Annotated in this window: 29 protein-coding genes and 1 riboswitch; of the genes, 14 read left to right on the top strand and 15 right to left on the bottom strand. The window is 71.4% G+C overall.

The window, feature by feature from the left end:
- Position 1: 1 nt before the first annotated feature.
- Genes OCEPR_RS01280 through OCEPR_RS01270 form a run of 3 tightly spaced genes read right to left on the bottom strand, consistent with a single transcriptional unit; the run spans position 2 to position 1,393 of the window.
- The gene (locus tag OCEPR_RS01280; RefSeq protein WP_187288497.1) at positions 2-430 is read right to left on the bottom strand and encodes a phosphate-starvation-inducible PsiE family protein; all 429 of its coding nucleotides are present in this window, start codon (positions 428-430) and stop codon (positions 2-4) included.
- Positions 431-446: 16 nt separating this feature from the next.
- Positions 447-947, bottom strand: a complete 501-nt coding sequence (locus OCEPR_RS01275) for a hypothetical protein (RefSeq protein ID WP_013456895.1) — start codon at positions 945-947, stop codon at positions 447-449.
- 11 nt (positions 948-958) lie between these two features.
- Positions 959-1,393 (bottom strand): GNAT family N-acetyltransferase, encoded by a 435-nt coding sequence (locus tag OCEPR_RS01270; RefSeq protein ID WP_013456894.1) that lies wholly within the window; start codon positions 1,391-1,393, stop codon positions 959-961.
- 81 nt (positions 1,394-1,474) lie between these two features.
- Between OCEPR_RS01270 and rapZ the strand changes: the two genes are divergently transcribed.
- Genes rapZ through OCEPR_RS01225 form a run of 9 tightly spaced genes read left to right on the top strand, consistent with a single transcriptional unit; the run spans position 1,475 to position 10,097 of the window.
- Complete coding sequence (gene rapZ, locus OCEPR_RS01265; RefSeq protein ID WP_013456893.1) at positions 1,475-2,308, top strand: RNase adapter RapZ; 834 nt, start codon at positions 1,475-1,477, stop codon at positions 2,306-2,308.
- Positions 2,289-3,566, top strand: a complete 1,278-nt coding sequence (locus OCEPR_RS01260; protein WP_013456892.1) for a gluconeogenesis factor YvcK family protein — start codon at positions 2,289-2,291, stop codon at positions 3,564-3,566. Before rapZ ends, OCEPR_RS01260 begins: the two co-directional genes overlap by 20 nt.
- Entirely contained in the window at positions 3,563-4,258 is a 696-nt protein-coding gene (locus OCEPR_RS01255) for a glucodextranase DOMON-like domain-containing protein (RefSeq protein ID WP_013456891.1), read from the top strand. The genes OCEPR_RS01260 and OCEPR_RS01255 overlap by 4 nt, the downstream gene beginning before the upstream one ends.
- 10 nt (positions 4,259-4,268) lie before the next feature.
- Positions 4,269-5,834, top strand: a complete 1,566-nt coding sequence (locus OCEPR_RS01250) for a 1,4-alpha-glucan branching protein (protein ID WP_013456890.1) — start codon at positions 4,269-4,271, stop codon at positions 5,832-5,834.
- A 2-nt stretch (positions 5,835-5,836) separates the two neighbouring features.
- Entirely contained in the window at positions 5,837-7,312 is a 1,476-nt protein-coding gene (locus tag OCEPR_RS01245; RefSeq protein ID WP_013456889.1) for a phosphodiester glycosidase family protein, read from the top strand.
- A gap of 28 nt (positions 7,313-7,340) precedes the next feature.
- Positions 7,341-7,892, top strand: a complete 552-nt coding sequence (dcd, locus tag OCEPR_RS01240; RefSeq protein WP_013456888.1) for a dCTP deaminase — start codon at positions 7,341-7,343, stop codon at positions 7,890-7,892.
- Positions 7,889-8,770 (top strand): metallophosphoesterase family protein, encoded by an 882-nt coding sequence (locus tag OCEPR_RS01235; RefSeq protein ID WP_013456887.1) that lies wholly within the window; start codon positions 7,889-7,891, stop codon positions 8,768-8,770. Before dcd ends, OCEPR_RS01235 begins: the two co-directional genes overlap by 4 nt.
- A gap of 38 nt (positions 8,771-8,808) precedes the next feature.
- The gene (locus OCEPR_RS01230; protein WP_013456886.1) at positions 8,809-9,459 is read left to right on the top strand and encodes a peptidylprolyl isomerase; all 651 of its coding nucleotides are present in this window, start codon (positions 8,809-8,811) and stop codon (positions 9,457-9,459) included.
- On the top strand, positions 9,456-10,097 hold the full coding sequence (locus OCEPR_RS01225) for an HAD family hydrolase (RefSeq protein WP_013456885.1): 642 nt from the start codon (positions 9,456-9,458) through the stop codon (positions 10,095-10,097). Before OCEPR_RS01230 ends, OCEPR_RS01225 begins: the two co-directional genes overlap by 4 nt.
- 10 nt (positions 10,098-10,107) lie before the next feature.
- On the opposite strand, the gene OCEPR_RS01220 is transcribed toward OCEPR_RS01225, so the two are convergent.
- Positions 10,108-10,920, bottom strand: a complete 813-nt coding sequence (locus OCEPR_RS01220) for a DUF72 domain-containing protein (RefSeq protein WP_013456884.1) — start codon at positions 10,918-10,920, stop codon at positions 10,108-10,110.
- Positions 10,921-11,020: 100 nt separating this feature from the next.
- Between OCEPR_RS01220 and OCEPR_RS01215 the strand changes: the two genes are divergently transcribed.
- Complete coding sequence (locus OCEPR_RS01215; RefSeq protein WP_041554360.1) at positions 11,021-11,293, top strand: metal-sensitive transcriptional regulator; 273 nt, start codon at positions 11,021-11,023, stop codon at positions 11,291-11,293.
- Between the two features lie 58 nt (positions 11,294-11,351).
- Here the strand turns inward: OCEPR_RS01215 and OCEPR_RS01210 are convergent, their stop codons facing one another.
- From OCEPR_RS01210 to OCEPR_RS01195, 4 genes are read right to left on the bottom strand one after another with little or no spacing between them, the layout of a single operon-like run.
- Positions 11,352-11,792, bottom strand: coding sequence for a DUF1931 family protein (locus OCEPR_RS01210; RefSeq protein ID WP_245544490.1), 441 nt, complete (start codon positions 11,790-11,792; stop codon positions 11,352-11,354).
- Between the two features lie 28 nt (positions 11,793-11,820).
- The gene (locus OCEPR_RS01205) at positions 11,821-12,243 is read right to left on the bottom strand and encodes an Hsp20/alpha crystallin family protein (RefSeq protein ID WP_013456881.1); all 423 of its coding nucleotides are present in this window, start codon (positions 12,241-12,243) and stop codon (positions 11,821-11,823) included.
- A gap of 20 nt (positions 12,244-12,263) precedes the next feature.
- Entirely contained in the window at positions 12,264-13,448 is a 1,185-nt protein-coding gene (locus OCEPR_RS01200; protein WP_013456880.1) for a VLRF1 family aeRF1-type release factor, read from the bottom strand.
- 13 nt (positions 13,449-13,461) lie between these two features.
- Positions 13,462-13,887 carry a ferritin-like domain-containing protein gene (locus tag OCEPR_RS01195; protein WP_041554358.1) on the bottom strand — a complete coding sequence of 142 codons (426 nt, stop codon included), beginning with the start codon at positions 13,885-13,887 and terminating at the stop codon, positions 13,462-13,464.
- A gap of 146 nt (positions 13,888-14,033) precedes the next feature.
- Here OCEPR_RS01195 and OCEPR_RS01190 point away from each other — a divergent pair, with 146 nt between their 5' ends.
- Positions 14,034-15,269, top strand: a complete 1,236-nt coding sequence (locus OCEPR_RS01190; protein ID WP_013456878.1) for a 2,3-bisphosphoglycerate-independent phosphoglycerate mutase — start codon at positions 14,034-14,036, stop codon at positions 15,267-15,269.
- Here OCEPR_RS01190 and OCEPR_RS01185 read toward each other — a convergent pair.
- Entirely contained in the window at positions 15,266-16,420 is a 1,155-nt protein-coding gene (locus OCEPR_RS01185) for a VanW family protein (RefSeq protein WP_013456877.1), read from the bottom strand. The genes OCEPR_RS01190 and OCEPR_RS01185 overlap by 4 nt on opposite strands.
- Positions 16,421-16,529: 109 nt before the next feature.
- Between OCEPR_RS01185 and OCEPR_RS01180 the strand changes: the two genes are divergently transcribed.
- On the top strand, positions 16,530-19,448 hold the full coding sequence (locus OCEPR_RS01180; RefSeq protein WP_041553888.1) for a carboxypeptidase-like regulatory domain-containing protein: 2,919 nt from the start codon (positions 16,530-16,532) through the stop codon (positions 19,446-19,448).
- Here OCEPR_RS01180 and OCEPR_RS12725 read toward each other — a convergent pair.
- From OCEPR_RS12725 to OCEPR_RS01165, 3 genes are read right to left on the bottom strand one after another with little or no spacing between them, the layout of a single operon-like run.
- Positions 19,445-20,206 (bottom strand): hypothetical protein, encoded by a 762-nt coding sequence (locus OCEPR_RS12725; RefSeq protein ID WP_013456875.1) that lies wholly within the window; start codon positions 20,204-20,206, stop codon positions 19,445-19,447. The genes OCEPR_RS01180 and OCEPR_RS12725 overlap by 4 nt on opposite strands.
- On the bottom strand, positions 20,203-21,024 hold the full coding sequence (locus OCEPR_RS01170) for a hypothetical protein (RefSeq protein WP_041553883.1): 822 nt from the start codon (positions 21,022-21,024) through the stop codon (positions 20,203-20,205). Before OCEPR_RS01170 ends, OCEPR_RS12725 begins: the two co-directional genes overlap by 4 nt.
- A 32-nt stretch (positions 21,025-21,056) precedes the next feature.
- A complete protein-coding gene (locus OCEPR_RS01165) occupies positions 21,057-21,728 on the bottom strand; it encodes a hypothetical protein (RefSeq protein WP_013456873.1) in 672 nt (223 codons plus the stop codon).
- Positions 21,729-22,046: 318 nt separating this feature from the next.
- A riboswitch (cyclic di-GMP riboswitch) is annotated at positions 22,047-22,133 on the top strand.
- A 73-nt stretch (positions 22,134-22,206) separates the two neighbouring features.
- Here OCEPR_RS01165 and OCEPR_RS01160 point away from each other — a divergent pair.
- Positions 22,207-22,632, top strand: a complete 426-nt coding sequence (locus OCEPR_RS01160; protein WP_013456872.1) for a hypothetical protein — start codon at positions 22,207-22,209, stop codon at positions 22,630-22,632.
- Positions 22,633-22,634: 2 nt separating this feature from the next.
- On the opposite strand, the gene era is transcribed toward OCEPR_RS01160, so the two are convergent.
- Complete coding sequence (gene era, locus OCEPR_RS01155) at positions 22,635-23,537, bottom strand: GTPase Era (protein ID WP_013456871.1); 903 nt, start codon at positions 23,535-23,537, stop codon at positions 22,635-22,637.
- A 90-nt stretch (positions 23,538-23,627) separates the two neighbouring features.
- Here era and moaA point away from each other — a divergent pair, with 90 nt between their 5' ends.
- Positions 23,628-24,605: a GTP 3',8-cyclase MoaA gene (moaA, locus tag OCEPR_RS01150; RefSeq protein ID WP_013456870.1), complete on the top strand. Its 978-nt coding sequence runs from the start codon at positions 23,628-23,630 to the stop codon at positions 24,603-24,605.
- Here moaA and OCEPR_RS01145 read toward each other — a convergent pair whose 3' ends face one another.
- Both OCEPR_RS01145 and OCEPR_RS01140 read right to left on the bottom strand, forming a co-directional pair.
- Complete coding sequence (locus OCEPR_RS01145) at positions 24,606-24,947, bottom strand: DUF6394 family protein (protein WP_013456869.1); 342 nt, start codon at positions 24,945-24,947, stop codon at positions 24,606-24,608.
- The gene (locus tag OCEPR_RS01140) at positions 24,934-26,028 is read right to left on the bottom strand and encodes a potassium channel family protein (protein ID WP_013456868.1); all 1,095 of its coding nucleotides are present in this window, start codon (positions 26,026-26,028) and stop codon (positions 24,934-24,936) included. The genes OCEPR_RS01145 and OCEPR_RS01140 overlap by 14 nt, the downstream gene beginning before the upstream one ends.
- Positions 26,029-26,030 lie beyond the last annotated feature (2 nt).

Genomic DNA, 26,030 nt, shown 5'->3' with positions numbered 1-26,030 from the left:
GTCAGGAATGGGCCTCCTCCTCCCCTCCGGGATGGCGGGGCGGCGGCCAACGAACCGCCAGGGTGCGGGCGAGCATCAGCAGCAGGATGCCCGCCGTCCACCAGACCACCTCGAGGCCCTGGTAGTCGTGGGCGTAGAGCTTGATGATCAGCTCCCGCAGCAGGAAGATGGCGCCGGCGTCGAGAAGGACGTGAATGCGCACCCGCTGCCACTCGAAGTAGTCCACGAAGGTGCGCACCAGTTCGATGACGACGAGCAGCGTCAGCGCGTCGGTGATCAGCGTCTGGAAGGCCTCGGGGGTGGTGCCGGGGCCCAGGGTGTGCCCCAGGTTGGCCAGCACCCGCCACACCCCCACGAACATGCCCAGCACGAGCACCACGATGGCCAGGTTGAAGGCCACCTGGATGCTCAGCTTGTACAGCCGCGTCACCGGCCCTTGCATCGTCCTAGCAACCGCTGGGTTCGGCCAGTTCGTACTCGCCCTTGTTCTCCAGGTCGGTGATCAGGGGTTTGGCCCGGGCCTCGAGCGCGGCCGCGGCGCGCTCGGCCAGGGTGTTGAGCGCGAGCTTGTGAAAGCCGGTGAAGGCCACGTCCACCTTCCCGTCCGCGAAGTAATGGACGGTGGGGACGTGGGTGGCGCCGAAGGCCTCGAGCACCGCGCACCCCTCGGCGACGACCGGGTACCCCTCAAGGTAGTTGCCCAGGTAACCCTTCACGTAGCGCTCGGTGGCCTCGCGGTCGGCGCTGGAGACGAGCCAGACGGGCAGGTCGGGCAGCATCTCCTGCAGCTTGCGCAGGAAGCCGACCACGTTGCGGCTGGCGGCGACGTCGGGGTGGACGAAGGCCAGAACCAGCGCGGCCGGAGGCGCGGCGAGGTCGAGCTCGCGTCCGTCCAGGGCGGTGAGCTTGAGGTGGGGCGGTTCGGCTCCTTTGGGCAGTACGTTCATTCGGGCCTCCTTTAGAGCATGCGGCGTTTCCACAGGCGTGCGGGCTCGAGCCCCAGGGCCTCCAGGGCCGCTTCGGGAAGGTAGGAGCCCTCGGCGTCCAGCACCTCGACGTCGAGGGCGCCCACGGTGCGGGCCACCCCGAAGGCCTGCTCCAAGAGGCGCAGGGCGTGCTCGGGAGTTTGGTAACCGGGGTCGAGCACGAGCCGGTCCACCACGGCGACCGGACCGTCGTCGTAGAGGCCCCGCCGCAACCACAAGGTCACCGCGCCCACGACCCGGCCGTCGTCCTCGAGCACGACCAGCGTGGTGCCCTCGCCCCCCAGGAAACGCAGCAGCTGGGCGTTCAGTTCGCCCACCAGCTCCGGCTCCAGCCGCCTCCCCACGATCCCCTCGAGCAGGCGACGCAGGTCGGCGGCGTCCCGCGGTTCTCCCGCCCGCACGCGCATACCAAGGCGATTATACGCGGCCGCCGGGGGACGGCCGTCCGTCTCATGAGGCCTTGCGCAACGCATGCCAAACTGGAAAGGATGCGCGTCGTCGTGATCAGCGGCCTCTCCGGCGCCGGCAAGAGCACGGCCCTGGCCCACCTGGAAGACCTGGGCTACTTTGCGGTGGACAACCTGCCGCCCGCGCTCTGGGCCGAGCTGGTCGCGACGCTGAAGGCCGCAGGGGTGCGGCGGGTCGCGCTCGGGATCGACGTGCGCGCCCGCGCCTTCCTGGACGCCGCGCCGTCCGCGATCGACGCCCTCGCCTCCGGCGCGGAGCCGGTCCTCGTCTTCCTCGAGGCCCGGCCCGAGGTCCTGCTGGCGCGCTACAACCTCACCCGGCGGGCCCACCCCCTCCGCGGCGGGCACCTGCTGCGCGAGATCGAGGCCGAACGCAGGCTGCTGGCCCCCCTGCGCGGCCGCGCCGACTGGATCCTCGACACCAGCGAAACCGGTCCGGGCGAGCTGGGCCAGCGGCTGGCCCAGCTGCTCGGCGAGGAGCGCCCCTTCGTGCTGCGCCTGATCTCCTTCGGCTACAAGTGGGGGCCGCCCCAGGTGGCCGACCTGCTGCTCGACGTGCGCGCCCTGCCCAACCCCCACTGGGAGGAAGCGCTCCGCCCGCGCACCGGCACGGACCCCGAGGTCGCCGCCTACGTCTTCACGGGGGAGGCCGAACCCTACTACCGCACCCTGCGCGAGGCCGCGCGCCGCGCCGCCGAGGCGGCCCGCGCCGCGGGGCGCAGCGGCTACACCGTCGCCGTGGGCTGCACCGGCGGGCGCCACCGCTCGGTGGCCGTCGTCGAGCGGCTGGCGCGCGAACTGGGCGAAGACTTCGAGGTCGAACGGGAGCACCGCGATGTGGGCAAAGAGGGCTAGGCGGCTGCTCGGCTTCCTGCGCTGGCTGCGGCCGGGCATGGGGGTCAAGCGCTACGTCCTGGTCGCCGCGGCGGGCATGCTGCTGATGTTCCTGGGCGTGGCCCAGCTGAGCTGGCAGGGCGTCTTCCTCGACTGGGTGCTCGACTTCGTGCTCTTCACCCGCAACCTGGGCCTGCCGCTTTGGCTCTCGGGCACGGTCTCCTTCCTCGTGGGGCTCGGGGTGTTCAGCCTGGGCATCCGCGCCATGAACCGCTCGATCCTCTCGGCCGTCACCGACCCCGACGAACTTCCCGAACGCATCTGGAAGAAGCGGCGGCTCGAGGCCGGCCCCCGCGTCGTCGCCCTGGGCGGCGGAACCGGGCTTTCCAACCTGCTCGGCGGCCTCAAGACGCGCACGGCCAACCTGACCGGCGTGGTCGCGGTCACCGACGACGGCGGCTCCACCGGCCGCCTGCGCAGGAGCTTCGACGTGCCCGCGGTGGGCGACCTGACCGACTGCCTGGCCGCGCTCAGCGAGGTGGAGCGGATGCCCGAGCTGATGAAGTACCGCTTCCAGCGCGGCGAGGGGCTTTCGGGGCACACCTTCGGCAACCTCTTCCTGGTCAGCCTCTTCGAACTCACCGGCGACTTCGCCGAGGCCGTACGCATGGCCGACCGGGTGCTGGCGCTCTCGGGCGCGGTCTACCCCTCGACCCCCCACCCCGCGCGCCTCGTCGCCGAGCTGGTCAGCGGCGAGCGGGTGGAGGGGGAGTCGCGCATCCGCGAGACGCCGGGCCGGGTGCGGAAGGTCTGGCTCGAGCCCGAGAGCCCCCCGGTGATGCCCGAGGTGCTGCGGGCGCTGGCGCGGGCCCAGCTGATCGTCCTGGGGCCCGGCAGCCTCTTCACCTCGGTCATCCCCAGCTTCCTCCCCCCCGACCTGCGCCGGGCGATCGCCGAGAGCCCCGCCCGGCTGGTCTACGTGACGAACGTCATGACCGAGCCCGGCGAGACCGACGGCATGGACGCCTACGCCCACTACAAGGCGGTGGCCGAGCACCTGGGCCGCCGGCCCGACGCGGTGCTCGTGCACACCGCCCCGCTCGAGCCCGGAGCCCTCGCGCGCTACGCCGAAGAGGGGCAGTACCCCGTCGCCTACGACCCCGCCCCCTTCGACGCCGACGGCGTGCGCGTCGTCGAGGGCGACTTCGCCCACGCCGGCGCCTTCGTGCGCCACGACCCCGAAAAGCTGACGGCCCGACTTCTGGAGTGTGTACGGTGAACTGGTTCGTTCTCGCGCTACTGCTGCTTACCGACCCGGTCGGCGACGACCACGGCGCCGGCCTCGACTACCCCCGCGCCGCCGTCTACCAGCAGGTCGGCGCCGCCGACCTGACCGGCTTCAAGATGAAACGGGTGGAGGGGCGCTGGCGGCTCGGCGTGCGCCTCGCCCGCTACCCCGACCCCGCCGGCGCGCCGCTGGGGTTCTCGCTGGCCGTCGTGGCCGTCTACCTCGACACCGAACCCGGCGGTGAGGAAGCGCTGCCGGGCGCCGGTCTGCGCACCCCCGCGGACGGCGGCTGGGAAGAGGCCTACCTGATCAGCGGCTGGGGGGCGGAACGGCGCACGCCGGATGGCGCCGCCGCCCCCGTGCGCGCCTGGCGCGAGGGCGACTGGATCTGGGTCCAGACCGACCTGATCCGCCGGCCCCGCGCCTACGTGGCCGCCGGACTCTACGACCCCTTCGAACCCTGGGGCTTCCGCCGCGCCCTGCCCGGCGGCGGCGTCTGGTACCTGGACGGCCCCGCGGACGCGCCGCGCGCGCTCGACGTGATCGCCCCCGACCAGGCGCAGGTCTGGAGCTCGGGCGTGCTGCCGCCCGCACGCAAGCGCTTCCCCTGGCGCTCGCTCTTCGCCGGCGCGCTGGGGCTCGCCGGTGCGGGGCTCGTGGGGTACGCCTGGCGCAGACGGTAGGATGAGGACGATGAAGTTCGTCCTGGTTCTGCACGCCCACATGCCCTACGTTCGGGCCCACGGGGCCTGGCCCTTCGGCGAGGAGACCCTCTACGAGGTCATGGCCGAGACCTACCTGCCCCTGGCGCGGGCGCTCGACCGCCTCTGGGCGGACGGGGTGCCGGCGCCGCTCTCGATCGGCCTCACCCCCATCTTGGTCGAACAGCTCGCCGACGCGGACGTGCAGCAGGGGTTCGTGCGCTATGCGAAGGACCGCCTGGAGCGCGCCCGGAGCGACCTGGAGCGCTACCGCGGCGGCGACCTGGAGCCCTCGGCCGCCTTCCAGCTGCGCTTCTGGGAGGGCACCCTGGCGGACTTCGAGGCGCTGGCGGGCGACCTGCCCGGCGCCTTCCGGCGGGCCCAGGCGCGGGGGCAGATCGAGCTCGTGACCTCGAGCGCCACCCACGGCTACTCCCCGCTTCTCGGATACCCCGAGGCCCTGACCGCCCAGGTGCGCACCGGGGTGCACACCTACCGCCGCCATTTCCGCGCCGACCCGCTGGGGTACTGGCTGCCCGAGATGGCCTACCGCCCCCCGGGGCTGTGGACCCCGCCGGTGCCCGGACCGCCGGCGGGCATGCGCCCGGGCGTGGACGAGTTCCTGATGGACGCGGGGCTGCGCTACGCCTTCACCGACGCCGCGTTGGTCGAGGGGGGCGAGCCCGCGGGGCCCTACGGCCGCTCGAACGAGGAGGGCGAGGGCGAGCGCGTCCACCGGGTGCTCGAGCTGCCCTCGGGCCTGCGCATGCTCGCCCGCAGCCGCGCGACCTCGCTGGTCGTCTGGAGCGCCGACTACGGCTACCCCGGCGACCCCGTCTACCGCGAGTTCCACCGCAAGGACCCCGAGTCGGGGCTGCACCACTGGCGCGTCACCTCGCGCCAGACCGATCTGGGCGGCAAGGCCCCCTACGACCCCGAGGCCGCCTTCGAGCGCGTGCGCGTGCACGCGGGCCACTTCGTCGCCCTGCTCGAGGACCTGGCCCGCCGGCACCCCGCTGGGGTGACGACGGCCGCTTACGACGCCGAACTCTTCGGCCACTGGTGGTTCGAAGGGGTGGCCTGGCTGGAGCAGGTCTACCGCACCCTCGCCTCCCGCCCCCTGGAGGCCGTGACCGCGCGCGTGGCCGTGCAGGAGCCCGCCCTGGCGCTCACCCTCCCCGAAGGCTCCTGGGGCGAGGGGGGCGACCACCGCGTCTGGCTTAACGAACGGACCCGCGACTACTGGCGCACCGTCTACCAGGCCGAGGCCGAGATGATCCTGGCCGCGCGCGGGTGCCGCGAGGAGCGGGTGCGCACCCTGCGGCAGATGATGCGCGAGCTGCTGCTGCTCGAAGCCTCGGACTGGCCCTTCCTGATCCACACCGGCCAGGCCGCCGACTACGCCCGCGAGCGCTACCGCGAACACGCCCGCGCCTTCTTCGCGCTGGCCGAGGCCCTGCGCGCCGGCCGCACCCCCGAGGAGCTCGAAAGCCTCGAGGCCCGCGACAACCCCTTCCCCGAGGCCAACCCGCGCCTCTACCTGCCCCGGGAAACCTGACCGTGCGCCGTTTTCTGGCCCTGGCCCTGCTCTTCGGCCTGGCGCTGGCCCAGGTGCCGGCGGCGTGGCTGGGCCTCGAGGTGCACGAACAGGAGGGGGCGGTGGTCTTTCGCAAGGGCGCGCTCGCCTTCAGCTACGTGCCCGGCCTGGGCTGGACCGCGCCGCTCGACCCGGCGCTGCCGCCGCCCCGCGGCCCCGGCTACCGCCTCGACGAACGGGTGCTGCGCGCGGCGGGGCTGGTCCCCGAGACGCTGCCCACGGCGCGGCTGCGCCACCGCCTGGCCAAGGACCGCCTGCGCCTCGTCCTCGACCTGCCGCCCGGGCCCGCCCCCGAGCTGCCCCGCGCCGAGGGCGCGAGCCCCGGCTGGTTCACCTTCTTCGTGCCCTACTTCGTGCCCAACCCGCCCGCGCTGGAGGGGCTAACGTTCCGCTACTCGGAGCGCGGCACCGAGATCCGCTTCCTCGCCCCCGAAGACCGCGTCTACCGCTGGCGCACCTTCGAGCTGGGCGCCCCGGCGCGCTTCGTGATGGACGCCTACTTCGTGCCTCCGCCCCGGGTCCAGCGTGTCGCCCCCGGCTTCGAACTGCGCCGCGAGTACGTCTGGACGCCGGAGCCGCTGGAGCTGGTGCGCCTCGTCGCCGCTCCCGGAGCCTGGCGGATGCGCCCGGTGGGCACGCCGGGCCGGCGCGCCAAGCTGAACGCGCTCGCCCCCGGCGCCCTGGCCGTGCTCAACGGCGGCTACTACGACCCCAAGACGGCCACCCCCATCGGGCTGTGGGTGGTCGACGGGGTGCCGCGGAGCCTGCCCTACGGCCGCAGCGCCCTGATGTGGGACGGCGGCCTGCCCCAGGCGGCGGTGCCGAAGTTCGAGGCCTGGGTCGAGACCGGCTCCGGCGAACGTTACCGCGTGGGCCTCAACCGCTGGCCCGCCCGCCTCACCGCCCACACGCTGCCGGGGCGCGTCGGCCGCAGGGGCGAGAACGTGATCGTGGTGGAGGGCGACCGGGTCGTCCACACCTACCCCGCGCCGGTCGACCTCGAACCCGGACGCTGGGCGCTCAGCTACCCGGCCGGCGACGCCGACTGGACCGGGCGGCTGCGCCCCGGGAACCGGCTCTCGCTCTACGTCAACCTCGACCCGCCGGTGCGCTACGCGCTCGAGGCGGGCCCCCTGCTCGTCCAGGCCGGCCGCCTCGCCTACCACCCCGCGGCCGAGGGCTTCGCCGCGGACGCCCCGCAGATCACGAAGGTCACCTACCAGGCGGCCGTCGCCTGGACCCGCGAGGGCGAGCTGTGGTTCGTGACCAGCGGCAAGACCACGCCCGGCGTCCTCGCCGAGCGGCTGCGGGCGCTGGGGGCCTGGGGCGCGATCCGCATGGACAGCGGCGGCTCGGCCCAGCTCTACCTGCAGGGCGCGCTCGTCTTCCCCGAGCGCGAGCGCCCGGTGGTGAGCGGTCTGGCGCTGTGGCCCCGTTAGCCGCGGCGGGGCTGGGTATACTCGGCTCATGAGCGTCAAGCCCGACTGGTGGATCCGGCGGATGGCCCGGGAAGAGGGGATGATCGAACCCTTCGAGGAGAACCTGGTGCGGGAAGGGGTGATCTCCTACGGGGTCAGCTCGTTCGGCTACGACCTGCGCGCCGCCCCCGAGTGGAAGGTCTTCACCAACGCCTACGGTGCGGTCGTCGACCCCAAGGCCTTCGACCCCCAGAGCTTCGTCGAGATCGAGGGGGACGCGGTGCTGATCCCGCCCAACTCCTTCGCCCTCACCCGCTCGGTCGAGTACATCCGCATGCCCGAGAACGTGATCGCCATCGCGCTGGGCAAGTCCACCTACGCCCGCTGCGGCATCGTGGCCAACGTCACCCCGCTCGAGCCGGGCTGGGAAGGGCACGTGACGCTCGAGATCTCCAACACCACCCCGCTGCCCGCCCGCGTCTACGCCGGCGAGGGCATCGTGCAAATCCTCTTCTTCGAGGGGGAGAAGCCCGAAACCACCTACAAGAGCCGCCGCGGCAAGTACCAGGGCCAGCGGGGCATCACCCTGCCGAAGATATGAAGCGCGCGCTCTTCCTGCCGACGCTCGTGCTGCTCGCCCTGGTCGGGACGGGCTGCGCCCAGTCCCAGGGGCCGGCGTCCGTGACCCTCTACGTCGCCGGCGACATCGCCACCTGCTGGTCCGACGCCGACGAGGCCACGGCCGCGCTGATCGAACGCCTGGCCCCCGAGGGCGCGACCTGGTACGTCCTCGCCCTGGGTGACCTCGCCTACTCCGCCGGCACCGACGCCCAGTTCCGGGACTGCTACGCCCCCTCCTGGGGGCGCTTCAAGAACCGCACGCTGCCGGTGCCGGGCAACCACGAGTACTACAGCGGCGGGGGCGGGTACTTCCGCTACTGGGGCGCGCGGGCCGCGCCGACCGACGGCTGGTACGCGACACGGCTCGCGGGCTGGCGGCTCTACGCCTTGAACAGCAACTGCGACTGGGTCGGGGGCTGCGGGGAGGGCTCGCCCCAGTACGCCTGGCTCGAGGCCCGGCTGCGCCAGGAGCCCGAGGGCTGCGCGCTCGCCTTCGCCCACTACCCGCGCTACAGCTCCGGCCGCCACGGCGACCTTCCCGGAATGGACGCGCTGTGGGACCTGCTCCACCGCTACCGCGCCGAGCTGTACCTGGCGGGGCACGACCACGACTACGAGCGCTTCGCCCCCCGCGACGCCGCCGGCGCCCACGACCCCGAAGGAGGTCTGGTGCAGTTCGTCGTAGGAACCGGGGGCGCGGGCCTGCGCCGCGTCGACGCCCCGGGCCCGCTCAGCCGGGCGTTCGTGGACGACGCGCACGGGGTGCTCGAGCTCACGCTGGAGCCGGGCGCCTACGCCTGGCGCTTCGTGACCACCGACGGCGATGTGCGCGACGCGGGGCGGGCGAGCTGCCGCTAGCCCACCGCCCCTTCATTTCCCCGCGGTATCCTGCCGGTATGCGCACGACCCTCGTCCTCGCCCTGGCCCTGGCCCTCGGCCTGGGGCTTTCGGGCTGCAAACCCAAGAAATCCGAGAGCGCGGCGGGCGGGACCGCCCCCGCGGCCGCGCAGAAAGCAGGCGCCATGGAAACCCTGGACTACCTGAGCGAAACCCCGGTCCGCAGCTTCGACAAACCCGAGGTCGTTACCGACCACAAGAAGTACGACTACTACGCCGAGATCGAGACCAGCAAGGGCAAGATCGTCATCGACCTGCTCGAGGACAGCGCCCCCAACACCGTCAACTCCTTCGTCTTCCTGGCGCTGCACCGCTTCTTCGACGGCCTCAGGTGGCACCGCGTCGTCCCCGGCTTCGTGGCCCAGACCGGCGACCCCACCGGAAGGGGTTCCGGCGGGCCCGGCTACCGCTTCGGCCTGGAGATCGACCCCGCGCTCAGCTACGACGCCGCCGGCTGGGTGGGCATGGCCCGCACCGCCGACCCCAACACCAACGGCAGCCAGTTCTTCATCACCCTGGGCCCCGCGCCGCACCTGACCGGCGGCTACACGATCTTCGGCAAGGTGACCGCGGGCCAGGACGTGGTGGAGAAGCTCACCCAGCAGGACACCATCAAGACCGTCCGGATCCTGAGGAAGCCCAAGCCTTGAAGCCGACGATCGTCTTCGACCTCGACGGCACCCTGGTGGACTCGCTCGCGGACATCACCGCGAGCTTCCACCACGTGCTGCGCGAAGCCGGGCTGCCGCTGCCCACCGATGCGGAGATGGCCGACTTGATCGGCCGCCCCCTGGCCGAGATGTTCCGCCGGGCCGCCCCCGGCGCCGACGCCGAGGCGCTGGCCGAGGCCTACCGCGCCCACTACCGCGCCCACATGGCCGACCAAAGCCGCCCCTACCCGGGCGTGCCCGAGCTGCTCGACGAGCTGCGCGGGCGCGGCTTCGCGCTCGCGGTGGCCACCACCAAGCGCAGCGGCACCGCCCGTCGGCTCGCCGAGGCCGTGGGGCTGCTGCCGTTGCTCGACCACGTTCAGGGCACCGACGGGCTGCCGTCCAAGCCCGCGCCCGACGTGGTGCTGGCGGCGCTCGCGGCGGTGAACGGCCGCGGCGTCTGCATGGTGGGCGACACCACCCACGACGTCCTGGCGGGGAAGGCGGCGGGGCTGTGCACCTACGCGGTCAGCTGGGGCACCCACCCGCCCGAGGTGCTGGCCGCCGCCGAACCCGACCACCTGGAGCCCGACCTGAGCCGGCTGCCGCGGTTGCTCGAGGCGCTCGCCGCGCGCTGAGCGGTTGACCCTAACCCGGCCGCGGCGGCACGATGGCGGCCTCGAGGCCCAGCTCTTCGAGCAGGTCCTTGAAGGTGCCCAGGTTTACGAGCGCCTGGCCGCGCGGGGTGTTGTGGAAGACCACCCAGGCCTCCCGCAGCTCCCCGGCGCGTTCGGCCAGGGCGCGGACGTAGGGGCGCAGCTCCTCGGGGGTGTAGAGGTAGTCGTAGCGCTCCTCGCGCTCCTCGTGGTCCCACCACTTCGCGGCGTTGCGCCCCATCAGGCGCAGGTAGGCGACCGGGGCCGTCGCCACCAGGCCGCTTTGCGGCAGGCCCGCGAGCGGCGGGTAGTCGGCGCTCACCCAGACGAGGCCCAGCTCGCGGAAGGCGTTCCAGACCGGATCGCGGGCCCAGCTGTCGTGACGCAGCTCCACGGCGAGGGTGTGCCCCTCGAAGCGGCGGGCCACCTCGAGCAGGTAGCGCCGGTTCTTGGGGGTGCGGTGGAAGCCGTAGGGGAACTGGGCCACGAAGGGCCCGAGCACGCCCGCCTCGGCGAGGGGCCGCGTCGCCTCGAAGAGGCGGGCGTAGACCCCGTCCGTCGCATCGCGTGCGTGGGTGACCGAGCGGTGCACCTTGACCGCGAAGCGCACCCGCCCGCCCGAGCGCTCGAGCATCCCCGCGAAGGTCCTGGCCGTGGGCACGTGGTAGAAGCTGGCGTTCACCTCCACCGCGTTGAAGTGGCGGGCGTAGTGCCACAGGTAGTCGCTCGGCTTTAGCCCCGGCGGGTAGAAGACCCCTTTCCAGTAGGGGTAGCTGAAGCCGCCGGTTCCCAGGTAGAGCTCCATGCCCCAGCCTACCCGCAAGCCGCGGCCTTCAGCCGGCGAAGTGGCAGAACGACCCGGCACGGGGTATGCTGGGTCCAGTAGGGGGTATGGGTATATGTCGATGCGCACGACCGACCTGGGCGACGAGACCGTAGACAGCATCATCAAGCGTCTGCGCCGCATCGAAGGGCAGGTGCGCGGCCTGCAGAAGATGGTGGGCGAAGGCCGCCCCTGCGACGAGGTGCTGACGCAGATGACGGCGACCAAGAAAGCCATGGAGTCGGCCGCCAACCTGATCCTCAAGGAGTTCCTGACGCTCTGCGCCACCGACGTGGCCGAGGGCGACCCCGCGAGCCCCGAGGAGATCGCCAACGTGCTGCGCAAGTTCGTCTGAGCCCGCGCACGCGAAAACGCCGGCCCGCGCGCGGGCCGGCGTGGTCTTGTGGGGCGGCTTAGAGGAGCAGGTCGAAGACCCGCTCGAGCCGCTCCCAGTGTTCGGTCTGGGGGTTCTTGACGTCCGGGTCCAGCTCGCGGATCACGCGCGCCGCCGCGACCACCAGGGCGCCCGCCAGCTTGGGAAGCAGCGCCCGTACGTCGTCGCTGACCTCCAGGTCCAGCGGCGGCAGGCCCGCGAGGTGGTCGAGGACGGGCTCGAGCTCGGGGGCGACGTCCATCTGCTCGAACTCGCGGATCGTCTCCTGCAACCCCTTGGTGACGGGCAGGTCGGGTTCGTAGATGACGTCGCGGGCGTTGTACTTGGCGTTGCGCTCGGCGACGACGAGCAGGTCGTAGATCTTCTTGCCCAGGAAGTCGGACAGGCGCTTGAGGTCGTCCTTGTCCACGTCCAGCGACGCCGCGATCCGGAAGAGCCGCTCGAACTGGGGCGCGCGCATGATCACGGGCACCACCTCCCACCCCGCTTCAGGACTCGACCTCGACCTGGATCTTGCGCGGCTTGGTCTCCTCCGCGCGCGGAACGGTCAGGTAGAGCACGCCGTTCTTGAACTTGGCGGCCACCTTGCCCAGGTCGTAGACCGCGGGGATCGAGAAGCTGCGCACGAAGGTGCCGTACGGCCCCTCGACCCGGTGGTAGGCCACGTTCTCCTGCTTCTCGAAGGGCCGTTCGGCCTTGACCGTCAGGGTCTCCTCCTCGGCCGTGACCTCGACCTTGTCGGGTTCGATGCCGGGCAGGTAGACCGCGAAGTGGAGTCCGTGCTCGTCCTCCCAGACGTCCACCAGGGGCGCCAGGGTCTGTTCGCCGCGCGCCCCCCGGCCCATGCCCAGACCGCGGCCCAGCCGCTCCTGCAGTTCCTCGATTTCCTTGAACGGATCCCAACGCATCATGGTTGCACCTCCATCCGTGTTCACCAGCGTTTGAGCCCCGCAAGACCGCCGAACTCGCGTTCGAGGCGGTCCGCGTTGTCTCCGCGAACGAACTCCACGCGCGCCCCGAAGAGGCCGGCGAGCTCGACCAGCGTCTCGGCCAGGTCGGCCTCCTCCGCCGCGCCCGGGCAGACGGCCTCGGCGCGTTCACGCGCCAGCGCGGCGTAGCCGGTGTCGGGGCAGCGCCAGACCTTGCCCTGCGGGTGCCAGGGCATGACGAGCACGTAGACCCGCCCCTCCTGCAGGGCCTCGAGCACGTTCTCGGTGCCCCAGACGCCCTCTTCGCGGATGCGGTCGAGCAGCTCGGCCTCCTTCCGGCGCTCCACCTCTTCGATGGCCGCCTCGGTGAGCGCCAGCACCTCGCTGGCGTCCACCTTGCTGCCCCCGGCGGGCATGGGCAGGTGGGCCACCACCCGCTCGCGCACGGCGCGCGGGAGCAGCTCTTCGAAGTAGCGGGTCTCCTCGGGCACCCCCATCAGCATCAGCCGCTCGGCCCCCAGCCGCTCGAGCCAGCGCTCCAGCTCCCCGGCGAGCTGCCGGTAGAAGCGGTGGGTCCAGGCCAGCACCCGGCGGTCGAAGCGGTCGCGGCCCATTCCGCCGCGCGCCGTGGTGCCGAGCGCGCCCGGACCCATGGGGGTGGCGGGCTTCGACTCCGAGAGCTTGCGCCAGGTCTCGGGCGCGACCGCCCGGAAGGCGTCGGCCACCTCGCGCACGTCGTTCAGGTAGACCTCGAAGAGCCGCCAGCGCTCCTCGTCGAGCAGGACCACGGCGTAGCGTTCGTACTCGTCGAGCGCCAGCACCAGGGGCAGCACGTAGGGCTCGCCCCAGCGCGCCAGCACCTCGCCGTGGGGCAGGTTCACCACCGGCAGGTCGACGTTCAGGTCGTAGATCTCGATCTCGTCCTCGGTGGCGAAGACCGCGCGGGTGCGGCCGCGGATCACGTCGTGCTCGAGCCGGTCGAGCACCCGGTCCCGCACCTTCGCGGGAACGCCCAGGGCCGCCATCGTGTCCTTGGCGCGGATCACGAAGGGCTTGCGCTTCCCGGACGCCGAGTAGTCGAGCACGTCGCGGCTGGCGGGGTTGGTGGCCAGGTAGAGCGAGAGGACGGGTCCGGAACGCAGCCCGATCTCGTTCCTCAGCTTTTGGATGGCCTCTTTGGAGATCACGGCCGCCTCCTTTCTATGCGCCTCCGGCGTGCGACTCCATGCGCGTCACCACGTCCAGCAGGTCGCGGTAGTTCTCTTCTTCCTCGTGCTGGATCCGCGTCAGCAGCTCCCGCAGCTCGGGGTCGTCGGCGCCGTAGGCTTCTTCGAGGTAGCGCACCTGGTCGGCCTTTTCGGACTCGAAGGCCTCGAGCACCTCCCGCCAGGTGGGCGCCGCGGGCAGCCGGGGCGGCGGGGGCGGCGTGCCGCCCCGTTCGCGGATCTTGGCGCGCAACCACTCCGCGTGCTTGCGCTCGCGCGCGGCGATGCGCCTCAGCACCTTGCGCAGGTGCTCGTACGGCAGACCTTCGGCCGCCGCCTCCACCAGGGCGGCGTCGTGCAGCTCGTCCGCGTAACGCTCGGCCAGCACCTCGAGCAGGCGGTCCTTCTGCTTCGGGGTCATGCGTCGCAACCACTGCGCCCACACGGCTCTCGCCCCCTTTCGCTACCTGTAACATATCATTTGATATTACTCATGTCAATCTTAATGTGCGTCGAATTGTACGTATCCTGCGGTCGGCGGGGCCGCGGCGGGAGTAGAATGCGGGCATGGACCTCCTCCCCCACCTCAAGGAACTGAGCCGCACCACGCCCAGCAAGATCCTCTTCGTCGTGCTCGACGGGGTGGGCGGGCTGCCCCGCGAGCCGGGCGGGCCCACGGAGCTGGCCGCGGCCCGCACCCCCAACCTCGACGCCCTGGCCGAAAAGGCCAACCTGGGGCGAGTCACCCTGGTGGCCCCCGGCTTCGCGCCCGGCTCCGGGCCCGGCCACCTGAGCCTCTTCGGCTACGACCCCTTCCGCTACGAGGTCGGGCGCGGCGTCCTCTCGGCGCTGGGGCTGGGCATCGAGCTGGGGCCCGACGACGTCGCGGTGCGCGGCAACTTCGCCACCTTGAACCCCGACGGCACCATCGCCGACCGCCGCGCCGGCCGCCCCCCCACCGAGGAAAACCGGCGGGTGCTCGCCAAGCTGAGGGAGCGCATCCGCGAGATCGACGGCGTCAGGATCGAGCTCCACACCGAGTCGGAGCACCGCTTCGTGCTGGTGCTGCGGGGCGTGGGGCTGGGCGACCGGGTCCACGACACCGACCCCCAGAAGACCGGGGTGCCGCCGCTCGCGGCCCGTCCGCACGACGAAAGCGACGAGCCCAGCGCCAAGACGGCCGACGTGCTCAACAAGTTCAGCGCGCTGGCGCGGCAGGCGCTCGCGGACGAGCCCAGGATCAACGGGGTGCTGCTTCGCGGCGTCTCCAAGCGCCCGGTCTGGCCCACCCTGGGCGAGATCACCGGGCTCACCCCCGCGGCGGTCGCCAGCTACCCGATGTACCGCGGGGTGGCCTCGCTGGTGGGGATGACCGCGCTGGAGGTCGAGGTGGGCGAGGACCCCGACGCCCCCGAAGGCAAGCTCGCGGCCCTGAAGGCCCACTGGGAAGCCTTCGACTACTTCTACCTGCACTTCAAGAAGACCGACTCCACCGGCGAGGACGGCGACTTCGACGCGAAGGTGCACAAGATCGAGGCCTTCGACGCCCTGCTGCCCGAGCTGCTGGCGCTGGAGCCCGAGGTGATCGCCATCACCGGCGACCACTCCACGCCCAGCGTGATGAAGGCGCACTCCTGGCACCCGGTGCCCTTCCTGCTCTACGGCCCCAACCTGCGCGCCGACGCGGCCCGCCGCTTCACCGAGGACGAGGCGGCAGGGGGCGCGCTCGGCGACCTGCACGGCACCCACGTGCTGCCGCTCCTGCTGGCGCACGCGGGCAAGCTGCAAAAGTTCGGGGCCTAGGGGCGCGGCGGCGGGCCGGCGCCCTGCACCTCGGGTTTGCCGATGATCGGCGGGAGCGGCACCGCGGGCTCGAGCCCCGGGGGGCCGACCAGGAAGACGTCGCCCCAGGGGCGGTAGACGCTCTCGAAAACGTCCTCGTAGACGCGGCCGTCGGCGTAGTAGACCTTGCGCCGCACCACCGCGGTCAGTCCTTCGGCGGCCCAGTCGATCTGCTTGCGGTAACCGGGCTCGAGGGTCTCGTCCACGACCTCGCGCGGCTCGAGCGGCGGCTTGCGGTCGCGGATGAACGGCCCCTCCCACTCGACGCTGCGGTCGGCGGTGCCGAAGAGGCGAACGTAGAGCTTGTACCCCCGCACCTGGGCCAGCACCAGGACGTCGCCGGGGGTGTCGTTGGTGAACCGGAGGTCGCGCCAGGGTTGGTAGATCGTGGCGTCCAGCCCCACGGGTCGGTAGTAGCGCAGCTGGTAGCTGTGCGGGTAACGCTCGGTCACCGGCAGCCCGGCGAAGAAGGCGGCGCGGAAGGTGGTGGTGGAGACCTGGCAGATGCCGCCGCCCACCCCCTTCTCGGTGGCGTCGCCGACGATGACCAGCGACTCCACGTAGCCGTGCTCCTCGTCGATCGCGCCCACGGCGCGGTTGAAGGAGAACTCGGCGCCGCGGGGAATCCAGGTGCCGCTCAGGTGCGCCGCCCCGGTGCGGATGTTGTGGATGCGCGCCGGGCTCGAGCCCCAAAACCCGGTCACCCCCTCGCCGATCAGCTCGCGCACGCCGCGGGCGTACCATTCGGTCACGCTCGGCTCGGGCTCGATCGCCTCGACGGGGATCACGAACTGGGTCCTGCCCAGGAAGGCGGCGTCGCGGTAGGCCACCACGGCGGCCTCGACGTCCATGCGGTAACCTCGGCGCTGCAGCGCCACCCAGCCGCGCTCCGGATCGTAGACCCAGCGGGCGGGCCGGGCCTCGCGGCGCACCACCTCGGCGAGGGCCCGCACCTCTTCGATGCCGTTCACGGGGTAGACCTTGGTGCCCACGTACGTGCGCAGTTCGCCGTTCACGATCTCGTGGTCGCGGATCACCCAAACAGCGTTGACCTGGGCCAGCGCCGGAACGGCAAGCAAAAATACTCCCAAAATCTTCCAAATTTCACGCATTCCAAGATCCCCGCAGTCTTCCCATCCTACTCTAAGGCCGTCCGGGGCGCCGTTCATACCCCCGTTTGAGGGAAGAATTGCGTAACCATGGGCGTTTAGAATGGTCGGGATGGCTCCCTGCACCCCTCTGCGTCCGCGCCTCGCCCTCTGGATCGTCCTGCTGATCCTGCTCGGGGTGCCGGTGCTGGGGCAGGGGGTGCAGGTCGAGCGGGCCTCCCCCGAGGTCAAGAAGGCCGCGCCGGGCGCGACCGTCACCCACGTCTTCGTCCTGCACGGCTCCGGCCGCGTGCGGCTGCGCCTCGCCTCCGAACACGGCTGGCCGCTGCTAGCCCGCGAACGCACGATCGCGCTCGAAGCCGGGCGGCCCTACTACTTCCCGGTCACGCTGCGCGTGCCCGAAGGCGTTCCCGCCGGAACCCGCGACCGCCTGCGCCTCCAGGCCGACGGCGCTTCCGCCGACGCCTTCACCGAGGTGGCCTACGCTCCCGGGCTCGAGGCGCGCTGGCCGGCGGAGGTGGCCTACCTCCCGCCCTTCGGGCGCTTCGCGCTGGAGGTGGCGAACACCGGCAACGGCGCCGACGTCGTCCTCGTGCGCCTGCTCACCCTGCAGGGGGTGCCCGTCTACCAGGCGCGCCTTCCCCTCGAACCCGGCGAGCGGCGCGAGCTGCGCGTGACCGTGGCCGAGCCGCGGGTGCTGCGGGTGGTCGTGCGGCTCGAGCGCGGCGGGCTCGAGCGCGAGGGGTACCTCGCCGTCCAGCCGGCGCGCGCCAAGAGCGACGGCCCCTTCCAGCTGCTGGGTCGCCTGGGCGCCGCCTACCGCTACCCCGGCGACCTCTCGTTCTCCTTGGGCGCGGCCGGACCGCTTTCCGACTTCACCCACTTCAGCCTCGGCGCGGGCTACGCCCTGGGCAGCCAGCCCGCGGGCAGCCTGGGCCTGAGCTGGCAGGGGGGCTACCTGAGCGCCGCCTTCGGCCCCAGCTACGGGCTGGCCCTGGGGCTGTTCGAGGGCGCGGTCAGCACCCAGATCGCGCTCAGCGGGCCCGTCTGGCGGGGCAGCATGAACTTCGACGTCAGCGGGCGCGGCTACGGGTTCGGCGCGTCCGCGCTCCTCGACGAGGATCCGAGCCTGCGCCTGCGCGCGGACCTCGCCACCGGGGAGGGCGAGGCGGCGGCCTTCCGGCCCGGCACCCTTACGGCCTCCTTGACGCTGCGGCCCTTCCGCCCCCAACTGAATGGCGAACTCGCCTACGGTTTCAGCTACCGCGACTGGCCGGTGCGGCTGCAGGGCGGCTTCACGGGGGAACCGGCCGCCCCCGTCGAGTTCCGCTTCAGCGCGGACGTCAACCCCGAGCCCTTCAGCGTGGGGGGGCGCCTCGCCTGGACCGGCCTGGGCGTCGACGACTGGGGGCTGGCGGCGGCAAGCAGCAGCGAGCGGCTCGAGCTCGACCTGCCGCTCGCGGTCACCTTCGGCGCGGCGGCCGGCCCCGACCGCCTGAGCGCCTTCGCCCGCACGCGGCTCGACCTGCCCGCCCCCTGGAGCGACCTCGGCGCCGAAGCCCGCGTCGAGCACCGCGCGGGGCGCACGTCGTTCACGATCTCCGGGGGCAGCGAGGCCAGCGCCGCGGAGGGCCTGGCGCTGTTCGCGCTGAACGGCCGGCTCGGTTGGCCGCTCGAGGAGAACGAACTGCAGCTGGGCCTGCGTCTGGGGGGCAGCGAGCTGCGCACCCGCGCCGACCTGGCCTGGTCGCCCTGGAAACCCGACCTGAAAACCGCCCTGGCGTTCGAGGCGCCCGCCGGAGGCGCGCTGCTGCAGGCCCGCGTCGACCGCGAGTGGTACAGCGGCCGCACCACCCTGGGCCTCGGGGCGCAGATGCCGCTGGTGCTCGAGGTGCCGCCCGCCGTGACCCGCCTCTTCGGCGGCCGCAACGTGGGCGTCGTCACCGGCGAGGTCGTGGTCGAGGGCCCCGCCCGGCTGCGCGAAGGCCTCGTCGTGCGCGCCGGCGACCGCGAAACCCGCACCGACGCCGAAGGGCGCTTCCGGCTGGAACTGCCCCCGGGAACCTACACCATCGAGGTCGACCCCGCCCGGCTGCCGGCCGTGCTGGTGCCCGTGCGCGCCCAGGTCCGCGTCGAAGTGCGGCGGAAGCAGAGCGTCTCCGTTCGCCTCGTGCTCGCGGCGCGCAGCGTCCTCGAGGGCCGGGTGCGCGTCGTCGCCGAACCCGGCCGCGAGCTTCCGCCCCGCCGCTTCGCGGTCGCCATCGAAGACGCTTTGGGGCGTCGGATATCGCTCTTCACCGAGCCCGGCGGCGCGTTCACGGTGCCCGCGCTCGCGCCAGGGCGCTACACCGTGCGCCTGCTCGAAGACCTGCTTCCTGAGGGTTGGGAGGCCTTGGTCCCGCCGGCCACCGTCCTGCTGCGTCCCGGCGAGACGGGGCGGGTGGAGCTGGCCGTCCGCCCCCCAGAGCGCAAGGTCTACACCGGCGGCAAGGTGCAGATCCTCGAGGTCCGGCCCGAAGCCGACCGGGTTCCGCCGGGGGCCGCACCCCTCCTTGAAGCGCGCCTCCAGGGCGAACCCGGCCGGGTCGTCGTGACCCTGCAGGGCCGCATCGTCGGCGTCCTGCTGCCGGCTGCGGAGGAAGAGGGTATCTGGCGCGGTCGGGTGCACGTTCCCACTGACACCGAAGGATCGCTGGCGCTGCAGGTGGAAGCCCTGAACGGCGCGCTCGCGCGCTTCCCCTTCTTCCTGAGCGTCAGCCCCGACGCCCCCTGGGGGGTGGCGCGGTCGCTCCCGGTGGCGCGCCCCGGCCAGACCCTGGAGGTCGCGGTGCACTGGTACGCCCCGGTGGAGGCGAGCTGGCTCGAGGTCGCAGGGGAGCGCGTCGAACTGACCGGCCAGGGGGCCGACTGGGCCGGGAAGCTCGTCGTGCCCGCGGACGCGGCGGCGCGCTGGAGCTATGCGGCCAAGGCGCGGCTGGCCTCCGGCGAGCTGGTGGAGCTGGAGAAGTTCGTCTTGATCCGGAAGAACTAGGGCGCGTAGGGTTTCAGCTCGGGCGTCTCGAACGCGCCGCCGCGGACGCCGAGCGTCGCGGCCGTCCTGCGCACGAAGAGGCCGGGCGTGAGCGTGAGCTGCGCGCTGCCGGTCTCGTTGCCGTGCAACACCAGCCGCGCCGGCAGCACCCAGGTAAAGACCGCGGTCCAGCAACGGTCGTTGTACAGGCTGCGGCAGGTGGGGTAGCGGCGGTTGAAGTTTCGTACGTCCGAGATCTGCGGGGCGCCGAAGGAGATCGTCTGCGAAGCCTGCCAGGCGTTCCAGGAACCCGTGAGCGGCGGCACGCCGGCCGGCGGCGTGGTGAAGGGGCTGAGGAACTGCCCGTCCACCCGCCCCAGATCGCCGCGGGCGTCGACCTGCAGGGCGTACGCGCGCTCGATCAGGCGCACGAGCGGATCCGTGCCGTAGGTGCGGTCGTCGGCGCGGCGGCGGCCCCAGAACTTGACGGTCAGGACCGTGGCGTAGACCGGGTCGCCGGTGTTGGGGTCGGTGCCGTAGACGACGACCGGAGGCGCGGCCGGGCAGCCGGCGGGGAGCGTGAGGTTGCCCACCGTCGCCCCGCCCGCGGGCGTCGCCCCCGGCTCCAGCAGGCCAGCGCACATCAGCTCGAGGGCGCTGGGGTTGAAGTTCAGGGTGCTTGGGTCGAAGCGGTTGTCCTGGTCCACGTTGTAGTACCAGACCTGAGCCGAACCCAGACCGGCCAGGACGAGCAACAGCGCCGCGAAGCCGCGCCTCACCGGAGCGCCACCTCCCCGTAGAGCGGCGGGCCGCCGTAACCCCCGGCCGGGCCTTGGGGCTGGATCTCGATCTGGGCGAGGATCGCGTCTTCCGGAAGGTCCTCGGGGAGGGCCAGCCGGTAGCGCACCAACCCCTCGCGCAGCAGCACCCGCTCGGGCAGCGCGACCCGCCGCGCCACCTCGCCCGCCGTGTCGACGAAGCGCAGCTCCCCGTTGAGGCGCAGGTAGACGTTGCCGGTGTTCACCACGTCGGCGACCAGGTAGCGCTTCCCGGAGCCTTCGTCGGCCACGACCGTGACGCCTTGCAGCTCGGCGGCGGGCTGCTCGGTGCCCTGGACGGTGACGTAGACGACGGCCAGCGCCCGGGTGCGCATCAGCGCCACGATGCCCTTCCGCTCGACGGGCCGCGGCTCGGTCGTAAAGGCCAGCGCCGCCCGATAGCTGCCGGAAAGCTCCGGACTCGCCGGAACGCTGACGGTAAAGCGCACCTCGTGGGTGGCGTCGCGCTCGAGCGTGAAGGGATCCAGTGCGGTGCGCAGCCACGCTGCGGCGCTGTAAGGCAAAGATCCCGGGGGAAGCGTCTTCACGCCACCGTCGGGATCGATCAGCCAATCCACGAGGCTTACCTCGATGACCTGATCGGGGGTGTTGCGGCTGAACAGGGCCACCGTCTGGGTGGTGGAATCGCCGGGGGCCAGCACCAGTTCGTAGCGCGGCGGCGCTACGCCGATCCCCGACTGCGCCAACGCCGAAACCAGCAACCAAAGCAGAAGAACCCCCGGCGACCAGTTCCGGGGGTTCGAGAGGTTCCTAAACACCGTTCCAGTATACCCAAGGGGGAATGTGGGCATTACGGAGCGGAAGCGGTGTAGGTAACGAGGGTGGTGACGGCGCTGGTGGTGGCCGCGGGGGCCGTGGGGTCGACGTCGGCAGCGAAGGTGAGCGGGATGGCGTACACGCCGGCGTACTGGGTGTACAGGCCATCGTTATGGGTGGCCAGACCGGCTGCGGTGCCGGTAGGAATGTTGGTGAAGGCAATGCCGGACGCGTCACCGAAATCGGGGGCCACCTTGTAGGTCACGCCGGAAGGAAGGCTGTCGGCCAAGACGGTCACCGAGTAGGTGGACGAGTTGGTGATGACCAGCAGCGAGCCGTCGGCGCTCCCCAGACCGTTCCAGTTCACGGTGTAGCCGCTGGTGGAAACGCTGGTGGGACCGAACTCGCAGCTGCCTAGCGAGCTAGGGTTCGTGGGAGCGCTGTTCTGCGCGGTAACGCTCAGCGACGAGGTGACGAGGCTGCCGATGCAGCTCTGCAGGTTGGCCTTGGACGCCTGGCCCGCAGCCCCCGCGTACACCACGGTTCCGGTCGTGGTGGCGGTGAAGTCGAAGTCCACCGAGCTGGTGTTGGTGTAGACGTAGGCGTAGACGGGGAAGCTGAAGTTCCAGTTCTGCTGCGCTTGGGCCATCGCCCCAACGCTCAGGAGCGCACCGGCCAACACCAAGAGTCTGATCGCGTTCTTCATCGTCGTATCTCCTCCTTGTAGGGGTTTGGTCGGTCGCGCCACTGGCTCGCCGCTCGTCCCTTGGCGCCCGTATAGGGACCTGGCGGGTCATCGCCTCCAACTACACATCCCAGGCTAGGCAAGCCGCCCCGGCTTGCCTACCCCCAAATGGGGGCACCCAAGCGGGGGTGGGGGCCTTCGTTGCACCTCATCGGAACGGGTTCAACGAGGGCCGGTTTCCTATCACCCGTTTGGGGGTGTTCCCGGCCGCCCCGGAGCGCTAGGCTAAGGGTACGAGGGTCCGCCAGCGGGGCGGGCGCTCGCGAGCCGCGAGACGGCTCAAATCTTGGAGGCGATGAACCGTGTGTCCCCAATCTGGGCACCAAGGGGCACGGGGAGCCAGTGGTGCAACCGGCCAAGAAGATGATTACGTTTTCGACGATCACTTCCCCCCATCGAGCACGACCGGTTGCATTCCACCCACAGAGGAGTGGTGGGAATGCAGAAGAAGATATGGATTGCGGCGTTGACGCTGGTTCTGGGCCTGGCCTGGGCGGGCGGCAACACGACGAATTTCGTGGTGCGGATGCCCGAAATTCTGTGGCTCGAAATCAACGGCCAGCCAACGGAACAGGTACCCGTCCGCGTGGAAGACGGCAGGGTTTCGCCGGGCGTGCTGCACGTCCGCGTGGTGGGCAACACCGCCTGGCGCCTCACCGTGACGGCCACTCCGCTCGCCGGGCCGCTTACGCTGCCGCCCGAGCGGTTGGTGCTCGCGGGGCAGACGCTTTCGTCCCTCGAGCGCACCGTGCGCGAGGGCGTGGGCAGCGCCCGCTTCGACCTGAACCTGGGGGTCCGGCTCGAGCCCGGTGAACCTGCGGGCCCCTACGAAGGCCTGCTCACCTTCGTGCTCTACCGGCTCTAGCGCTACTCGTACCCGAGCTCGCGCAGCGCTTCCGGGTCCTTGCGCCAGTTGGGGTAGACCTTGACCTCGAGGTCGAGGAAGACCGGGCGGTTCAGGAAGAGCTCGAGCTGCTTGCGCGCCGCCCGCCCCAGCTCTTTCAGCATGCGTCCCCCCTTCCCGATCAGGATCGGCTTGTGCGCCTCGCGCTCCACGTAGAGGACGGCGTGGGCGTAGAGGGTGCCGTTCTCGCGCTCGGCCACCTCCTCCACCTTGACCGCGACCGCATAGGGGATCTCCTGGCGCAGCCGCTTCATCACCTCTTCGCGGATCGTCTCGGCGATCCAGTCCTCGATGGGCTGGTCGCTCTTGGCGTGGTCCGGGGGGTAGAAGAAGGGCCCTACGGGCAGCAGGGCCAGGATCTCGGCCCGCAGCTTGGCCACGTCGCGTTCGGACAGGGCGCTGATCTTGCGCACCTCGGCCCCGGGCAGCAGCGCCGCGTAGGCCGCGAGCGCCTCGTCGGGGTACTTGGCGGCGTCGGCCTTGTTGCCCACGAGCAGCACCGGCTTCTTCCCTACGAGCGGCTCCAGGGTGCGGGCCACCAGCTCGTCTTCGGGGGTGGGCGGGTGGCGCAGGTCCACGAGCCAGAGAACGACGTCCACGTCCGAAAGCGCCTCGGTGACCTGGCGGTTGATGTAGTCGCCCAGGGCGTCGGCGGGCTTGTGCAGCCCCGGGGTATCCACGAAGACGATCTGGCGGTTTCCTTCGGTGTAGATGCCGCGCACGCTCTTGCGGGTGGTCTGGGGCTTGGGGCTGATGGGGGCCACCTTGACGCCCAACATCTGGTTGAGCAGGGTGCTCTTGCCTACGTTGGGCTTGCCCAGGATGGCCACGAACCCGGAGTGCGTGCGTTCGGTCGCTTCGTTCATCGCCCCCAGTATAGGCGCGGGCGGTAAGCGGGCTTGCATTCGCCCCGAAAGCGTGTTGCTATAATGTGCAACACGCTGGAAGGGGGCGCTATGAAGCTCATCGACAACTACGGCCGCGTGCTCCGGGACCTGCGCATCTCCATCACCCCGCGCTGCAACTACCACTGCGTCTACTGCCACCCGCTGGGCATGGAGATGAGCGACCCCCCCGGAACCGTGACCACCGACGACGTGCGCCACTTCCTGCGCGCGGCCGCGAGTCTGGGCATGGACGCGGTGCGCTTCACCGGCGGCGAGCCGCTGGTGCGGCGCGAACTGCCCGAGATGATCGAGGCCGCGGCCACCACCCCGGGCGTGCGCGACGTGGCCGTGACCACCAACGGCACCCTCTTCCGCCGCCGCCACCGCGAGTTGCTGGACGCGGGGCTGTCGCGCGTCAACATCTCGATCGACGCGGTGAACCCCGACGTCTTCCGCAACCTGACCCGCGGCGGCGAGATCGCCCAGGTGTGGGACGCCATCGAGCTGGCGCTCGAGCTGGAGCTCCACCCCGTCAAGCTGAACGCGGTGGTGATCGGAGGCGTCAACGACCAGGAGGTGGGCGACCTGGCGGCCCTCTCGGTGGACCGCCCGCTGCACGTCCGCTTCATCGAGTACATGCACCTCAACAACGCCCCCTTCGACGAGTACCAGCGGCAGTTCGTCTCCGGGGCCGAGACGCGGCGGCGCATCGAGGAGCGCTTCGGCCCCCTCGAGGAGGTGCCCACCGACCCCAGCTCGCCCGCCCGGGTCTGGCGGATCGCCGGCAGCCAGGGCACCATCGGCTTCATCAACTCGGTCTCCGAACCCTTCTGCACGAACTGCACCCGCCTGCGCCTGACCTCGGACAAGAAGATCCGCCCCTGCCTGCTCACCGACCTGGAGCTCGACATCGCCTGGGCGTTCGAAGCCGACGATCCGGTGGCCGCGCTTCAGGAGGCCCTGCTGGCCGCCGCGGGCAAGAAGCCGCGGCAGGGCTCGACGCTGCCCACCGTGCGCGAACGGGTGATGCTGGGCATCGGGGGCTAGCTACTCTTCTTCCATGTAGCTCTTGAGCACGGTGTCGATCACCACCAGCAGCACGCTCACCACGTTGGCCGCGAGTGCGCCCCAGGCGAGCGAGACCGCCTCGGCGGGGTTCCCGGCGTAGAAGAAGTAGAGCGCCGGGATCAGGTGCAGGTCGGCCACCAGGCCCGTGGCCATCAGCTCGGCCGAGAGCACCCTCCCCTCACCCACCTTGAGCAGCGTGGCCGCCAGGTTGGTGACCACGGTAACGAAGAGCTCGACGCCGTTGGGGAAGACCACGAAGCTGACGTTCGTCGTCAGCGCCATCAACACGAAGAAGTCGGTCAGCAGTTTACGGGAGCTCACGTTCCACCTCCAGGCGCTCGCGCAGCTTCTCCAGCCGCTCGGCGCGTCCGAACAGGATCAGGGCGCAGCCCGGCTGCACCTCGCGTTCGTCGTCGAGTTCCAGCTCCAGCCGGCCCCCGGGCAGCCGCAACGCCACCACGTTGGCCCGCAGCTCCCGCCGCAGCTCACCCACGCGCCGGCCCGCCCAGGGGTGCCCTTCCTCGATGCGCACCTCGAGCAGGTCCACGTCGGTCTCCTCCCCGAAGGCCAGCCGGTCGAAGAGGCCCTGCAGGTAGCTGGACTCGGGGTGGAACAGGTAGGCCGCCAGCCGGCCCGCGACCATGCGGCCGGGAAAGAAGGCGCGGTTCGCGCCCAGCTCCTCCAGGCGCTCGACGTCGTCGGGCGAGGAGGCGAAGGAGTAGATGGCGAACTCCTCGGGCTCGGGGCGCAGCAGCCGCGCCACCGCGATGATCGAGATGTTGCGGGCGTCGTCGCCCAGGTTGACCACCATCCCCTCGGCGCGGCGGATGCCCGCGGCCAGCAGCGTCTCCTGTTCGAACGGGGCCTCGGGTAGGTAGTAGGGCAGGCGCGACTCGGCGATGCGCGCCAGCCCCTCCTGGGTGTCGTCGAGGACGACGAAGGGCACCTTGCGGCGCTCGAGCAGCCGCGCCAGCTCGGCCGTCACCTCGTCGAACCCGGCGAGGATGTAGTGCCCCTCCAGCTTGTCGATGGCGTTCATCATGGAAAGCCTCCTCCAAAGGTGCTGCAGTTCTTCCTTGAAGATCACGCGCGCGATGACGGTGATCGTGCTGGTGAAAACCCCTACCCCGCCGAGCGCCAGGAAGGTGGTGAAGATGCGCCCGGCGCGGGTGTCGGCCCCCTGCACCACCTCGCCGAAACCGATGGTGCCGATGGTGATCACGGTCATGTAGAAGCTGTTGATGAAGTCGCCGCCGGAAAGCACCATGTACCCCAGCGTGCCCACGGCCAGCGTGAAGTGGAGGATCACCAGGGGGATCGAGAGTTCCCGCAGGATCTCGAAGAGGCGCCGCTCGTAACGCTCGCGCAGGCGGGTGCGGCGGCGGCGCTTCCGTCGTCGCATGA

The sequence above is a fragment of the Oceanithermus profundus DSM 14977 genome (assembly GCF_000183745.1).
Classification (GTDB): Bacteria; Deinococcota; Deinococci; order Deinococcales; family Marinithermaceae; genus Oceanithermus; species Oceanithermus profundus.
This window is presented reverse-complemented; position numbering and strand designations above follow the sequence as displayed.